Raw genomic sequence first — 15,404 nt, forward strand, 5'->3', positions numbered from 1 at the left:
AAGGTTAAGCAGTTTCGATTAACTCAACACCTGTGAGTGTCCACACAGATTTCTTGTTTTATCTTGTTAAAGAGCAACTCAATATTCGTAAGAGAACTTGAGTACCACACTGAGCGTCGAACGCTTCCAGTTGGCTAGGGCTGCGTATTCTACGCATTTCCCGTTTCGCGTCAAGGAGTTTTTGCAAACTTTCTCAACTCTCATCAATCAGTAAACTCATTGATGAACTGCCACATCAGGCTGCTTAACGCTGTCTGCCGTGTCAGTGGATGCGCATTATAGGGAGCAGGAGATTTTGTGCAAGGGCTTTTTTAACAATCTGCGCCAAGCGAATGAATAACCACCAAACTGCAGAAATATACTGCAATATTGAGCAATATCGCTGTTTGGGTTGATAAGTCTGGCAGAAGAAATCACCTATTGCAGAGGTTTTAATAGATTGAATGGGCATAAACAGAAGTTGATAGCTATTTTTCGCTATATCTATCAGCAAACCTCTAAAAACGTTATGCCTAGTGTGATGCCTTACTCTTGTTTGCACCTAGCTAATGATAAGCAATGATCAAATGCACGAGCCCTAAGGTTTATGCTCTTCTTGTTTCTCTTTCTCGAGATCTGTAACGACTTGAGTTTGTGCAGCGGCTTGGACTGAGGAGTTCGTCTCGACATTCGCTACCGTATCATCACCGACAATATGAGCGACTTTGAGTTTTCTCACCGTTCTGATAGTAATGATCGGGCCTGAAATCGCATATAAGTAGAAGCCGACACATAAAATCAATGCAGGTTGAACCGACACCACCACAAACACACCGACGACCAGTAAGATCACGATAAAGTTAACCTTGCCGCGCCAATCAATTTCTTTAAAGGAGTGATAGCGGAAATTGCTGACCATCAGTAAACCGGTTGCTGCCGTAACAAGGGCCGCAATCCAACTGATGTTTCTTCCATCGAGACTATATTGATTACCAAGCCAAATACTGCCAGCAATAACAGCGGCGGCAGCCGGGCTGGCGAGACCTTGAAAATAACGCTTATCAGCGACGCCAACTTGCGTATTAAATCGAGCAAGCCTGAGTGCTGCACCTGCGCAATAGATAAATGCGGCCAGCCAACCAATTTTACCTAAGTCCGCTAATGCCCAATTGTAGGCGAGTAGTGCTGGCGCCATTCCGAAGGACACCATATCGGCCATACTGTCGTACTCAGCACCAAAATCACTTTGGGTATTAGTCAGTCTTGCCACTCGTCCATCGAGCCCATCACAAATCATGGCAATAAAAATGGCTATCGCTGCGGCTTCAAAGTTAGCATTCATGGAAGCAATTACGGCATAAAAGCCAGAAAACAAACCCGCTGTGGTAAAAAGGTTCGGTAATAAATAGATACCTTTATTCTTTACTGTTTGATTTGAAGAATTTTGCATACACTTATTACGCTAGTTCAGTGAAGAGAAGTTAGCTTTCAAGATAACATATTTTATTATCATGTCGATGAGAGACCAGTTAGGGATGATTTCGATGTTAAAAGTGAACACGTTCAGCACTATGCTATGCCGATGGTTTTGGCTCGGCCTTTTCATTGGCCCCGTTTCTGCGGGCGTTATCTATACTTGGGTTGACGAAAATGGGGTGACGCATTACAGCCAACAAGCCCCGCAACAAGAAAACATCAAAGCAGAAAAACTCTACAGTGAAGATTTAGAACAGGCGAAAGTGGGTTTTATCGCACCGGTAAAGAAAGCGAAAGCCACTTCTGAAGCCAATGAATTAGAAAAGTCAGCGGCGCTGATTAAAGAGAAAGATGCTAAACAGGCTCAATCCATTTGTGAGAGTGCTAAACACAATTTAGATATTCTCACGACGCACACTAAGCTTATCCGCCAAACTTCCGATTCGGGTGAATCTGTCGCTATGACAGAGGAAGATCGCCAAGCCTCGATTGCCCAGCAACAGGAAAGAATAAAACTCTTCTGTGATAAGAAGTAGCCATTAATGAAGAGCGATTAAGCTGATGCAATAAAAAAGGAGCCGAGTTAAAAACTCGGCTCCTTTCGTTTTAGTACTTGAAGCGGGAGCGATACTGACTAAGAAAGCGCTATCTCTTATTGCAAGATAGTTTATTTCAAGCTCGTTCATTCAAGAACGCTTATTTCAGTTCGCCTATTTCAACCTATCCAACTTCAAGCTTGCTGTTAACGTATCGCATTCAAACAACACACTAAGTTACAGCTACTGGTTATTGCTCGAACACTAACTCGCCACCCGCACAGCTGACCTTGATCGGTTTACCCGGTAACAAGTCGCCACGCAGTAATTTCTGCGCCAGCGGGTTTTCGACTTCTTGCTGCAATGCCCGTTTCAACGGTCTTGCGCCATACACAGGATCGAAACCAATTTCCGCAATCAATGATAATGCGTCGTCGGTGATCTCCAATGTATAGTCCTTCTCCGCCAAACGTTGGCGTAAGGAAGCAATCTGTATCGAAGCAATACGCTTGATATTGGCAGCATCCAATGGATGGAACACCACAGATTCATCGATACGGTTTAAAAACTCGGGTCTGAAACTGTGAGTGACCACATTCATTACCGCCGCTTTCATCTCTGCATAGGTCACTTGACCAAATCCTTCTTGGATAATGTCGGAGCCTAAGTTCGAGGTCATGATGATCACTGTATTTCTAAAATCTACAGTACGACCTTGACCATCGGTTAAGCGTCCATCATCCAGCACTTGCAGTAAGATGTTAAACACATCGGGATGCGCTTTCTCGACTTCGTCGAGCAATATCACCGAATACGGTTTACGACGAACGGCTTCCGTTAAGTAACCGCCCTCTTCATAACCTACGTATCCAGGAGGCGCACCCACTAAACGCGATACTGAGTGTTTCTCCATAAACTCAGACATATCAATGCGCACTAAGGCCGATTCGGTATCGAATAAGAACCTCGCCAGTGATTTACACAGCTCAGTTTTACCCACACCGGTTGGGCCTAAGAACAAGAACGAGCCAATCGGGCGATTTGGATCCGCTAGACCCGCGCGGCTACGACGAATCGCATTCGCGACCGCATCAACGGCTTCGTTTTGGCCTATCACCCGCTCGTGCAGCGCCACTTCCATTTGCAGTAATTTTTCGCGCTCGCCTTCAAGCATTTTCGATACGGGAATTCCCGTCGCTTTCGACAAGACTTCGGCGATTTCGAACTCAGTGACCTTGTTACGCAATAACGTCATGTCCTGCATTTCGGCTTGCGATGCCAAATCGAGCTGTTTTTCAAGCTCAGGAATACGACCGTATTGCAGCTCAGACATCCGAGTTAAATCACCCGCACGACGCGCCACTTCTAAGTCCATTCGAGCCTGTTCGAGATCGGCTTTAATGTGCTGAGTTCCCGCTAGTGCGGCTTTTTCAGTACGCCAGATTTCGTTCAACTCTGAAGCTTTAGCTTCAACGTCTCGTAATTCCTCTTGCAGATGGTCAAGCCTGCGACGGCTCGCCTCATCATTTTCTTTGGCTAAGGCTTGCTCCTCCAGTTTGAGCTGGATAGCACGACGTTCGAGCCGGTCGAGTGACTCAGGTTTTGAGTCCATCTGCATGCGAATGCTCGATGCCGCTTCGTCGATCAAATCGATCGCTTTATCGGGCAACTTACGGTCCGACACATAACGGTGCGACATAGTCGCCGCCGCCACAATCGCCGGATCGGTAATTTCCACATGGTGATGCAGCTCGTAACGTTCTTTCAGGCCACGCAAAATGGCGATGGTGTCTTCAACACTTGGCTCATCCACCAGCACTTTTTGGAAACGACGTTCAAGCGCCGCATCTTTTTCAATGTACTGACGATACTCATCAAGTGTGGTCGCACCCACGCAGTGTAAGTCACCACGTGCTAACGCAGGTTTGAGCATGTTACCTGCATCCATTGCGCCTTCACCTTTACCGGCGCCGACCATAGTATGCAGCTCGTCGATGAAGAGGATCACTTGACCTTCTTCCTGCGCCAACTCATTCAATACCGCTTTTAAGCGTTCTTCGAACTCACCGCGATATTTAGCGCCCGCAATCAATGAGCCCATATCGAGGGATAAGACGCGCTTATTTTTAATGCCCTCGGGGACTTCACCATTAACGATACGCTGGGCGAGCCCTTCAACAATCGCCGTTTTACCCACACCCGGTTCACCGATAAGGACGGGGTTGTTTTTACTGCGACGTTGTAACACTTGGATCGTGCGGCGAATTTCATCGTCACGGCCGATCACAGGATCTAACTTGCCTTGCTCGGCTCGCTCGGTCAGATCGATAGTAAACTTCTTCAACGCTTGACGTTGATCTTCAGCGTTCGGATCATCCACTTTTTGGCCGCCGCGCATTTGTTCAATGGTTTGCTCCATCAACTCTTTGGTCGCGCCGGCTTTTTTCAACGCTTGCGCGAGGGCATCGCCTCCTTCTAACGCGGCTAATACAAATAACTCGCTAGAGATATATTTGTCTTTACGCTTTTGCGCCAATTTATCGCACAGGTTTAATAAACGTATTAAACCTTGGGATAATTGCACATCGCCGCCCGTACCTTCGACTTGAGGTAAGCGTTCCAGCTCTTGACTCAAAAGCGAGCGCAGCGCACTCACGCGAATGCCAGCTTGGGTCAATAAGGGATGGATTGAACCTGAATCTTGGTTCAACAATGCCATCATCAAATGCAGCGGTTCAATAAACTGATGATCACGCCCGAGTGCGAGAGACTGGGCATCTGAGATGGCAAGCTGAAATTTATTGGTCATACGATCGAGTCGCATACAGCCTCCTAAAACTCACAAAGTAGAGATATGCCAATCCACAAGATATCTTGCCAATTTAGTGGCGTTAAATCAGTACCGCTAATGGAGAGATCTAAATAGGATTGGTATTACATTTCGTTAGTTAAAAGATGGGGGCTATTTAGCCAAATTCAAGCGGATAACGCGGAAATAAATATAAATTGTAGGGGAATTAACTTAAGACTTAAGCCAGATCAATGATGCCATGCGCCCCGTCACCTTATCGCGACGATAAGAGAAGTAATCGGTGTCACTGACAGTGCAGATATCGGCGCTATAAATATGCTTGATGCCGAGTAAACTCAAGCGTAATTTAGCCAAGCCAATAATATCGGCCAGATACTTGTCACCACTGGGAATAAAACACGCTGCCGCCTGTGGATGTAGGCCACAGAATGCGTGCTTCACTTCGACGCCCACTTCAAATTTTTGCGGACCAATCGCCGGGCCGAGGTAGGCAATCAACTCATCCATAGGAGAACTAAACTGCGCCGCGGTGGCCTCAATCACGCCATCACATAAACCGCGCCAACCGGCATGGGCCGCTGCCACTTCGGTTCCCGCTTGATTACACAGCAATACAGGTAAACAATCGGCTGTCATTACAGCGCAAACTTGGCTCGCAGTTCGGCTATAACTGGCATCGGCAATCGGCGTATCCTCAGCCTGAGCTAAGCTTAGCGTGTCTAAATTGAGCACATGGGTACCATGGACTTGCTCAAGCCAGACAGGTTTGGCGGTTAACGCTAATTGTTTGCAGAGTAATTCACGATTAGCCATCACCTGCTGTTCAGCATCACCGACATGCAGTCCAAGATTCAAACTGTCATAGGGATGCACGCTCACACCGCCATGACGATTTGTCATAGCGATGCCAACATTAGCAGGAACAGGCCAATCGTGATCAAACACTTAGAGATACTCGATCGGATGCTCTACCGTGTCTTGACGCAGTGCTTTAGTCAAAATCACCATGTCTTCAGGAATTGGCGCTTGCCAGCTCATGATTTCACAACTCACTGGGTGAGCTAATTCTAGACGAACTGCGTGCAGCGCTTGGCGCTTGAAGTTTTTCAGGATATCGAAAAACTCTGGACTCGCAGCTTTAGGCGGTTTTGGACGACCACCATACACAGGATCGCCCACTAACACGTGGCCTATGTATTCCATGTGCACACGGATCTGGTGAGTACGGCCAGATTCTAGACGTAATCTCAGACGTGTGTGGTTACGGAATTTTTCCGCGACACGATAATGCGTCACCGCAGGTTTACCTGAGTGCAGCACGGCCATGTGAGTACGTTTAGTAAGATGACGACCAATCGGCTCATCCACAGTACCGCCACCTGTCATAGTCCCCATAACAATCGCTTCGTATTCACGAGTGATTTCACGGGCCTGCAAAGCGGCAACTAAATGCGTTTGCGCTTCAACGGTTTTGGCAACGACCATCAAACCTGTTGTATCTTTGTCCAGACGATGCACAATACCTGCACGTGGCACATGCTCAATATCAGGACAATGGTGCAATAGTGCATTCATCAAAGTGCCATCGGCATTGCCAGCACCTGGGTGAACCACCAATCCAGCTTGCTTGTTGATCACGATAATGTCGTCATCTTCATAGACGATATCCAGATCAATGGCCTGCGCCGCGGCATGGACTTCTTCTTCGAGAGTGGCGTCTATGAGTATCTGTTGCAGCTCATAAACTTTCTCGCGGGGCTTATTAACGACAACGCCGTCAACATGAACTGCATCAGATAGGATCCATTCCTTGATGCGCGTGCGCGAGTAATCTGGGAACAACTCTGCTAGGGCCTGATCTAATCTCAGTCCAGTTTGTGTTGCCGAAATCTCGCTTTTTAGATTAATCTCTTGTGTCATAGGAACCGTATCCCCATTTAGGGGTCAAAAAATGTGTGCTATCTGTTACAATCGGATGTTTTCTATTTTATAGTGAAATGGAAAAATTCTTAACTACAACTTAAAAAGAATTGAATTCAAGTATGTATAAATTTTCCAAAGGCGTTACCTTAGTCCTATTTTCACTAGCGTTATCAGCCTGTAGCAGCAGCCCTGATGATAACGATATTGCCGCCAAAACGTCACCTGATGTGCTTTACACTCAGGCAAGAACCTCTATGGAACTTGGCAATTACTCTAAAGCTGTCCGTTCTTTGGAGGCGTTAGACTCACGCTTCCCCTTCGGACCTCACAAAACTCAAGTCCAGTTAGACCTGATTTATGCTTACTACAAAATGGACGATGTCGCTTCGGGGATTGCGAACATAGACAGATTTATCCGTCTTAATCCTACCCACCCTGATATTGACTATGTGTTCTATATGCGCGGTTTAGTGAACATGCAAGCCGACAACTACTTGTTCCACGATATGCTTAATATCGACCGAACCGATCGTGACCCTAAAAATGCTCAAGATGCTTTCAAAGATTTTGATCGTCTTATCAAAACTTACCCTAACAGCAAATATGCCGCCGATGCGCAAAAACGCATGTTAGCGTTGAAGAATCGCTTAGCAAGATATTCAATCCAAGTTGCCGAATATTATCTTAAGATGAATGCATGGAGCGCCGCAGCAATCCGAGCACAATCTGTAATGGAAACATATCCTGGCACCCCTTCAAATGAACGGGCATTAGAGATAATGATAGAAGCTTATGGCGAATTAGGTCAGAGCAAGCTGAAGCAAAACGTGCTCATGGTAATGCAAGCTAACTATCCAAACAATGAAATCTTATCAAACTAGCCGAGAATGCCCCTTTAATAGGGGCATTTTTTTGCTTTGCTAGCCAAGATAACCCATCACTGGATATTGCTAAGTCCCCAGCGTGGATAGTGGTTTGACTATTTTTAGCTCGCCACTTGCAGCGTAAATGACACTTTCGTGTAAATCTTATCCAACCGAGTCACTTTTTACGTTATTTAGTAAAAATCTATTGACTCAAAACCCGAAAAGCCTTTAAATTGCGCCCGTCGCCCGAATAGCTCAGTCGGTAGAGCAGAGGATTGAAAATCCTCGTGTCCCTGGTTCGATTCCGGGTTCGGGCACCATCTTTAAATTGGTTGCTTCAGCGACTAATGTTAGAGAACTGCAATAGGTACAGTGCAGGTGTGGTGGAATTGGTAGACACGCCAGCTTCAGGTGCTGGTGCTCGCAAGGGCGTGGAGGTTCAAGTCCTCTCACCTGTACCAAATTGCAGTTCAACGAATGAAACAAAGCATTAAGATTGTTTCTTCGGTTTTGAGATTACTCATTCGATGAAATTTCGGATAGCCATGCAGATGTGGTGGAATTGGTAGACACGCCAGCTTCAGGTGCTGGTGCTCGCAAGGGCGTGGAGGTTCAAGTCCTCTCATCTGTACCAACATTTAAACCTCGCTTAGCGAGGTTTTTTTGTATCTAAAACAAAATAAATCCTCTGTTACTCTCCCCTCTTTCCGCTGATTTGCTATACCTAATGTTACAGACTCATCGTAGGGATAGCTCGAGCTCTGCCTAAAGGACTCTTTAGTTCACTGAGGCTATCCCATATGAACGGTCTACAAATAAAACAAAAAATGTTTATCGGTATTTTGGTCCCCCTTGCAATGTTACTGACGATTGGTTTTCTCGCCATTAATATGATGGGCAACATTGAGTCGGGTGTTGAACGCATCTATAACGACAGAGTGGTGCCGCTGGATGACTTAAAAGTGATTGCCGATAAGTATGCGGTCGATGTTATCGATGCGGTCAATAAGGCGAACGCGGGTGGTTTCACCGCCTCGCAAGCGGCTGAAGCGCTAGACAGTGCCAAATCGACTATTACTCAACATTGGCAAAAATACCTATCTACCGAGCTTACCTCAGAAGAATCCCGACTCGTAAAACAAGCCGAAGTGCTGTTCTCCCCCGCGAATCAACAGATTGATACCCTGATCTCGCGCTTAAGAGGATTAAACGGCGATGTTTCAAGCCAACTCTCAGCCAATATCCTGCCGCTGTACCAAGCGATCGATCCTATCAGCAACCAAATATCTGAACTGATTGCACTGCAAATCCGCGTAGCGGGCGAAGAAAAAGATCGTGTAAATGCCATTTATCAATCTTCAATCACTATTTTTGTGGCATTAGCCTGTGCCGCCATGATCATCAGTATTGTGATTGGACTCTGGGTCAATCGCAGCGTGATGAATCCCATTAATGACATCCTTGGTAAACTGAAAAGGATCCATCAAGACTCAGATCTCACCGTCAGATTCACCACTTTTAATCACGATGAGCTAGGGCAAATATCCACGAGCCTCACCCAAGTAATTGAACACTTACGGGGGATTCTTCATTCCATTGCCGAGGCAGCAACTACGGTCAACAGTTCGGCAAATGAGTTAAGTAGCTTCACCCAAGCCACCAATAAACGAATGCAACAGCAACAAGCCGAAACGGAGCAGACTGCAACGGCCATGAATGAGATGACGGCCACCGTTGCCGAAGTCGCCCAAAGCGCATCTGCTGCAGCGGATTCAGCCAAAGATGCCGATACCTATGCCGCCAACGGCAATAATATTGTGATGCAATCGATTAGCAGTATGTCGCAGCTTTCTGATCAAATTCAAAAAACGGCGCAGGTCATTGGATTCTTATCTAATGAAAGTCAAAATATCGGCCGCGTACTCGATGTGATTAAGAGCATTGCCGAACAAACCAATTTACTGGCACTCAATGCCGCCATTGAAGCCGCACGGGCGGGAGAGCAAGGTCGCGGCTTTGCGGTCGTGGCCGATGAAGTGCGCACCCTAGCGCAACGCACCCAAAAATCGACTCAAGAAATTGAGGCCATGATTGCCACCCTACAACAAGGGGTTAAAGAAGCCGTCAGCGCCATGGAAATAGGTATCAATCAAGTAGATGATGCCAACGATAAAGCCAATCAGGCGGGTCAAGCGCTGAAAGAAATTGTCACCTCAGTAGACAGCATCACCGAGCTGAATACCCACATTGCGACCGCAGCTGAAGAGCAAAGTAGCGTTGCCGAGAGTATTAATCGCAGCATTATTGCCATCAGCGATATCGCCGAGCATTCCACAGCTTCGGCGGCTGAATTAAGTGAATCTGTGATTAATTTAACTAAGCTCGCCAGCAGCATGCGCAATCAAGTGAGCGCATTTAAGCTCTAATTTTACTCAATCACCCACAAAACGACTGCAACCATTTTTGCTGTTGCAGTCAAACTCCCATCTATTTACATCACCTGTAACCCATTGAAATAGAATATCCGTTTCATCATTTCTCGATTTAATTTCTCCTTTTATTGAACACTTCAAATGAACTCTGCCTCGTTATCGATAGCACAGATAGCGATAATCTCTATTGATCTAAATCAAATAGACCTTTAAACTCATTAAACATTCATAATATTTACACGTTAAGGATTTTCTATGTTGGACAGCCGTACTATCCAAGTTATCAAGAGCACCATTCCCTTACTCGAATCAGCAGGTCCTGCGCTGACGACCCATTTTTATCAACGTATGTTCAAACATAATCCTGAACTAAAAGATGTATTTAATTTGGCGCACCAACATTCTGGTGGTCAGCCTGTAGCCCTGTTCAATGCCGTCGCAGCCTATGCGAAAAATATCGAAAACTTAGCGGTACTGAGTTCAACCGTCGAGCGCATTGCCCAAAAACATACGGGGTTTCTGATCAAACCTGAGCAATATGCGATCGTCGGCAGCCATTTATTGGCAACGCTTAAAGAATTAGGGGGCGATGCGGTAACAGAAGAAGTGTTAGAAGCTTGGGCACAGGCCTATGGATTTTTAGCCAACATTTTTATTCAGCGAGAAGCACAAATTTATCAAGCGCATGCAGAGCAAGATGGTGGCTGGTTAGGTGAGCGTCAGTTTGTCATTAGCGCGAAAAATACCGAGTCAGCAGTCATCACCTCCTTCATATTGACGCCCGAAGATGGCAAGCCCGTTAAAGATTTTATCCCCGGTCAGTATTTAAGTTTGAAGCTAACACACCCGAATTTGGCATATGAAGAAATCCGTCAATATTCCTTATCCGATGCGCCAAATGGCACCAGCTACCGCATCAGTGTGAAACGCGAACTCGGCGGACAAGTGTCGAACCTGCTGCATGATGCGATACAAGTCGGCGACAAAATCGCGGTGATGCCACCCGCGGGAGACTTTACCCTAGAAGTCGCGGCGGACACCCCCGTAGTGCTCATTTCGGCTGGTGTAGGCCAAACACCGATGAAAAGTATGCTCAATCAATTACTCAAGCTGCAGCATCCCAGCACTATCACTTGGCTGCATGCCTGTGAGCAAGGCGCCGTACACGGGTTCAAACAGGCTATCTACGCCAAGCGCCAGCAACATCATAATCTGACGAGTCATGTTTGGTATCGTGAGCCAGCCCCAACCGATAAGTTGGGTGATGATTATGATTTCGAAGGGCAAATGGAGTTAAGTAAAGTCGCCGAACAGTTGCTTCCCCACGCACGTTATTATTTCTGCGGCCCCATTGGATTCATGTCAGCCATCAAGCAACAACTACTCGCTCTGGGTGTCGCGGCTGAAAGCATGCACTATGAAGTGTTCGGCCCTCACGCCGATCTTTAATGGCATGACACGGACTTGAGAAAATGCACGCTCAGGTCCGTTTGAATGCTTAGCTTTTGTGCTTAGCTTTCATTGTTAGCATGGCAAACAATAACGACAAGAACGATGAATGCTTGATGTACTTTTCTATTCATCATTTTTAACGGATAGAGGCAACTTCAGCGGCAGTGAGCGCGCGACTTTCACCCGGTGCCAACTTTTCATCAAGCACAATATCGCCTATCGATAATCGATGCAGGCCAACAACCGGATTGCGGAACCGACCAAACATCCGCTTGATTTGATGATACTTACCTTCATGTAAAGTCACTTCAGCCACGTTATCAGCGAGGATAACCAGCTTAGCGGGTTGGGTTGTAATATCTTCAAAGCCAAAATACATCCCTTCGGCAAATGCAGCGATGTATTCTTCGGTTATGGGATTAGCTAAGGTAACCCGATACACTTTGTCGACCTTGTGTGTAGGTGACATCAGCGCATCAGACCAGCGGCTGTCATTGGTCAATAACAACAAACCCGAAGAGTTTAAATCTAGTCTGCCGGCGATATGCAACTCATCACGGGCTTCGCAATCAAGCAAATCAATCACAGTTTTATGTTGAGTATCTTTGGTGGCACTTACTACACCTATCGGCTTGTGGAGCATCACATAGACGGGCGCATTGGCCTGCAGTATTTGCTCATCGAGTTGGATGCGGGAAAACTCATCCACTTGCCTATCCATATCTTTCACTATCAATCCATCGACGCACACTCGGCCCGATAATAGCAGTTCACGCACCGCTTTACGGTGAGTGTGTAACTGGGTACAAAGATAACGATCGAGTCGGCCGCGCTTAGATTGCATAACACCACAAATGACGAAATATGAATGAGATAGCCATTCTAGCAGGATGCAAGTTCGGCTCATAGCAAGCCGAACTAAAGGAGCATCACAAAGGCTATTCTGGGCTAAATTGGATCGAACGAGGTAAAATTTGTTAAGCTAGGCGCTCAATTCATCTTACTGTGAGTGGTTACCGCATCAAAAACTTATCCGCAAGTCCCGTTTTAATACGTTCGAACCTGCTATTTTTAGCCTTGTTTTTAGTGACGCTTGCGAGCTCTTTTTTCGCCCAAGCAAACGATGCAGTTAATCCTCCTGAAGCGGCTCGCCCCTCCGCTATCCATGATAAACCGCTGGTCGAGCGTTACGTCCTCGATGAACTTAAATCCCTCAGACACGATCAACAGGATCTCGAGCGTCGTCTCACCATCGACATCACCGACCGCGAACTCGCCGTAGCTGACAAATCGATGAACTACGCCAATGTCACTGTGACTTACTTCTTCTATATCATCGCGGGTGTCGCCTCGTTAGTCGCCTTTATCGGTTGGCAATCCCTGCGGGAAATCAAAACGCACACAGCCAAACTGGCTGCTAACCAGCTGCAAAGTATTGCCGAACAATACGAAGAAAAGTTCAAAGTACTTGAGCAAGAACTCAAGCGTAAGAGCCGTACTATCACGGACAATAATCGCGAGATTGAGATCATCAATGAAATCCATAACCTCTGGCTACGGGCGCAAAGTGCGCAAACGCCAGAGCAGAAGATTGAAGTCTATGATGAGATTCTCACGATTCGACCTGGGGATTTAGAAGCGCTGACCTACAAAGCCGACGCCGCAATGGAGATGCGCGAATTTAACTGGGCACAAAGCCTGTGTAATCGCGTTCTGGAAGTTGACCCGACTAACGCCCACGCTTTTTATCAAAGAGCCTGCGCCTTTGCTTGCTTAGGGGTTGAAGATAGAGCGATTTCTGATTTAGAGCGCGCCATTCATAACAGCGCATCCTTCAAGGAACTGGCATTAGATGAGGCGGATTTCTCACAACTTAAAGGACATGCTCGTTTCGAAACTTTATTGGCCTATCACGAACCTGAAAAGCCCTAAGCGACTAAGTTTTAAGCTCCGCACTAACGCTTGATATATGGCGTTGGCGCTCAGTGGCGTTTTATCTCATAGGTAAAGCGCCATAAATGAAGCGGCTTAAGTCCCACTAGTGAGGAATAGCCTCAATCTTATATGCACAGCGGCGTGCACCTTCGATGATATGTTCTTCGCGGCTCACCACGGCGATATCGGCGAATAATTGCTGGAAAAGTTGTAACTCTGAGCGGCAAAAGTTTAAACACTTAGTCGCTGCGGCGCAGATTGGACAATGATTTTCGAGTAAAAAATACACGCCATCTACCTGTTCCATCGTTGCCATATAACCTTCATTCGAGCGTAATTTCGCAAGGATGGCCAAACGTGTCGGAATATCTGTCGCCCCTTTCATAGCGGCACGATACTGAACTAACGCACTTTGCTCCCTGTGGTCGATAAGCTTATCTAAGCCTTGGTCACCAAAGATCATTTTCACCGAATCAATAAGCTGCACCGTCAATTCCTCATGGCGATCGGCAAAGTGACTACGGCTTTGTTCCGTCAATCCCCAGTAACGCGTTGGGCGACCACGACCTTCAACTCTATCTTCGATGTCCACATCGCCTGCGTCTTCCAAAGCTTGAAGATGTTGACGTACGCCCATAGTCGTTAACGCCAATTCCTCCGCTAAGGTTTTAGCGGTAAGCGGGCCATGCAACTTGAGCAATTGTATAATCTTATCAGTGGTCTTCATCTGAACTCTCCGATGGTAGCCAGCGCATTATCTCCGATCCATTCCCGCTTTAACAGATTAAATAAACTTTTTTATTTACTTTATCCTTTACAAGATTAAATAAAGTAATTACCTTATAAATAATTTATAAACAAATAGGTTTACTTAATGAAGTTACTCATCATCAGCACCAGCCAAAGACCCGACTCCCAAAGTGCTAAAGTCGGTCGCTACATTGCAGAAAGCAGTTTCTCATCTCCCCATGCTATGGGTTACGCCAGCATACATCACTTAGAGTTATGCCAATTTAACCTGCCATTTTGGGATGGAGAGGAAGACAACAAGGGGGAGCACTGGCCCGAAATAGAACAAAGCGTCAATGAAGCCGATGCGCTGGTACTTATCACCCCAGAATGGGGCGGCATGGCATCGCCACTACTGAAGAACTTTTTATTGATGTGTACTCGCGAAGAAACAGCCCATAAACCAGCACTGCTAATCTCAGTATCGAACGGGATTGGCGGTACCTATCCCATCGTTGAAGTGAAGATGAATGCACTCAAAAACAATAAATTAGTGCCTATCCCCGATCACTTGATCATCCGTAATGTCAGCCATGTACTCAATGCCATTCCCGAGGGTGCCCGAGATATCGCACTCAGGGAAAGAGTGCAGTACAGCTTGTATATGCTGCATCAATACGCCCAAGCATTAGCGCCCATTCGTCAACAACATGCCGGACAAGCGTACCCAAAGCAGCAGGAATACTGTTACGGTATGTAAGCGGCTTGAGATTTTAACCACCAGCAACAGACTAAAATCATTACAAGGAACGCATTATGATTCATTTAGAGCATATCAACTTAGTGGTAGACAACATCCCCGCAGCACTGCGCTTTTATCAGGCGGCTTTTCCCCACTGGCGTGTACGCGGTGGCGATAAGGGCACTTGGTACGGCAAACCTCGTAATTGGATTCATTTTGGCGATGATTATCAATACATTGCTTTTAGTGATAATGGTGAGGGAGAAAACCGAGATTTAACTGGCCATCAAATTGGACTGGCGCATTTTGCCTTTGTCACCGACAACTTAGATGCTGTGATAGCAAGATTGACCCAAGCAGGATTCCCGATTGCCAAAGATGGCATGGAAGATCCCTATCGACGTAATATTTACTTCTTTGACGCCCATGGTTTTGAAGTGGAATTTGTCGAGTATTTAACTGATATTCCAGCGGAGCGAAATCGCTATTAGCGGTATTAGCGGTATTAGCGGTATTAGCGTA

At 46.4% G+C, this 15,404-nt stretch carries 13 protein-coding genes and 3 tRNA genes; 10 read left to right on the plus strand and 6 right to left on the minus strand.

All coding sequences use genetic code 11. The annotated features are described in order from the left end of the window. Window positions 1–577 precede the first annotated feature (577 nt). Entirely contained in the window at window positions 578–1,429 is an 852-nt protein-coding gene (pssA, locus tag Q4Q50_RS07410) for a CDP-diacylglycerol--serine O-phosphatidyltransferase (protein WP_006085775.1), read from the minus strand. 94 nt (window positions 1,430–1,523) lie between these two features. On the opposite strand from pssA, the gene Q4Q50_RS07415 reads away from it, so the two are divergent. Continuing rightward, window positions 1,524–1,991 carry a DUF4124 domain-containing protein gene (locus Q4Q50_RS07415; RefSeq protein WP_006085776.1) on the plus strand — a complete coding sequence of 156 codons (468 nt, stop codon included), beginning with the start codon at window positions 1,524–1,526 and terminating at the stop codon, window positions 1,989–1,991. A gap of 250 nt (window positions 1,992–2,241) precedes the next feature. Here the strand turns inward: Q4Q50_RS07415 and clpB are convergent, their stop codons facing one another. The 3 genes from clpB to rluD all read right to left on the minus strand — a co-directional run bounded on the left by clpB (window position 2,242) and on the right by rluD (window position 6,723). Then, entirely contained in the window at window positions 2,242–4,815 is a 2,574-nt protein-coding gene (clpB, locus tag Q4Q50_RS07420) for an ATP-dependent chaperone ClpB (protein ID WP_006080593.1), read from the minus strand. A 198-nt stretch (window positions 4,816–5,013) separates the two neighbouring features. After that, complete coding sequence (gene pgeF, locus Q4Q50_RS07425) at window positions 5,014–5,748, minus strand: peptidoglycan editing factor PgeF (RefSeq protein WP_071940219.1); 735 nt, start codon at window positions 5,746–5,748, stop codon at window positions 5,014–5,016. Beyond that, entirely contained in the window at window positions 5,749–6,723 is a 975-nt protein-coding gene (gene rluD / locus Q4Q50_RS07430) for a 23S rRNA pseudouridine(1911/1915/1917) synthase RluD (protein ID WP_006080591.1), read from the minus strand. It lies immediately after the preceding gene. A 122-nt stretch (window positions 6,724–6,845) separates the two neighbouring features. On the opposite strand from rluD, the gene Q4Q50_RS07435 reads away from it, so the two are divergent. The 6 genes from Q4Q50_RS07435 to hmpA all read left to right on the plus strand — a co-directional run bounded on the left by Q4Q50_RS07435 (window position 6,846) and on the right by hmpA (window position 11,473). Next, entirely contained in the window at window positions 6,846–7,607 is a 762-nt protein-coding gene (locus Q4Q50_RS07435; protein ID WP_006085778.1) for an outer membrane protein assembly factor BamD, read from the plus strand. A 229-nt stretch (window positions 7,608–7,836) separates the two neighbouring features. Continuing rightward, window positions 7,837–7,912, plus strand: a tRNA-Phe gene (locus Q4Q50_RS07440). Window positions 7,913–7,966: 54 nt separating this feature from the next. After that, window positions 7,967–8,053, plus strand: a tRNA-Leu gene (locus tag Q4Q50_RS07445). A gap of 86 nt (window positions 8,054–8,139) precedes the next feature. Continuing rightward, window positions 8,140–8,226: transfer RNA gene (locus Q4Q50_RS07450), tRNA-Leu, on the plus strand. 166 nt (window positions 8,227–8,392) lie between these two features. Then, window positions 8,393–10,018 (plus strand): methyl-accepting chemotaxis protein, encoded by a 1,626-nt coding sequence (locus Q4Q50_RS07455; protein ID WP_012588348.1) that lies wholly within the window; start codon window positions 8,393–8,395, stop codon window positions 10,016–10,018. Window positions 10,019–10,279: 261 nt separating this feature from the next. After that, entirely contained in the window at window positions 10,280–11,473 is a 1,194-nt protein-coding gene (hmpA, locus tag Q4Q50_RS07460; protein ID WP_311898936.1) for an NO-inducible flavohemoprotein, read from the plus strand. Window positions 11,474–11,612: 139 nt separating this feature from the next. Here hmpA and Q4Q50_RS07465 read toward each other — a convergent pair whose 3' ends face one another. Continuing rightward, entirely contained in the window at window positions 11,613–12,320 is a 708-nt protein-coding gene (locus tag Q4Q50_RS07465) for a pseudouridine synthase (protein WP_283629833.1), read from the minus strand. 161 nt (window positions 12,321–12,481) lie between these two features. Here Q4Q50_RS07465 and Q4Q50_RS07470 point away from each other — a divergent pair, with 161 nt between their 5' ends. Continuing rightward, window positions 12,482–13,408, plus strand: coding sequence for a tetratricopeptide repeat protein (locus tag Q4Q50_RS07470; protein WP_006085782.1), 927 nt, complete (start codon window positions 12,482–12,484; stop codon window positions 13,406–13,408). A 106-nt stretch (window positions 13,409–13,514) separates the two neighbouring features. Here Q4Q50_RS07470 and Q4Q50_RS07475 read toward each other — a convergent pair whose 3' ends face one another. Next, window positions 13,515–14,138, minus strand: coding sequence for a helix-turn-helix transcriptional regulator (locus Q4Q50_RS07475; protein ID WP_311898937.1), 624 nt, complete (start codon window positions 14,136–14,138; stop codon window positions 13,515–13,517). A 147-nt stretch (window positions 14,139–14,285) separates the two neighbouring features. Between Q4Q50_RS07475 and Q4Q50_RS07480 the strand changes: the two genes are divergently transcribed. Then, window positions 14,286–14,900 (plus strand): NADPH-dependent FMN reductase, encoded by a 615-nt coding sequence (locus Q4Q50_RS07480; protein WP_259567455.1) that lies wholly within the window; start codon window positions 14,286–14,288, stop codon window positions 14,898–14,900. Between the two features lie 56 nt (window positions 14,901–14,956). Continuing rightward, a complete protein-coding gene (locus Q4Q50_RS07485) occupies window positions 14,957–15,373 on the plus strand; it encodes a VOC family protein (protein ID WP_259527184.1) in 417 nt (138 codons plus the stop codon). The last annotated feature ends 31 nt before the right edge of the window (window positions 15,374–15,404 follow it).

This window comes from Shewanella scandinavica, assembly GCF_031932065.1.
Classification (GTDB): Bacteria; Pseudomonadota; Gammaproteobacteria; order Enterobacterales; family Shewanellaceae; genus Shewanella; species Shewanella baltica.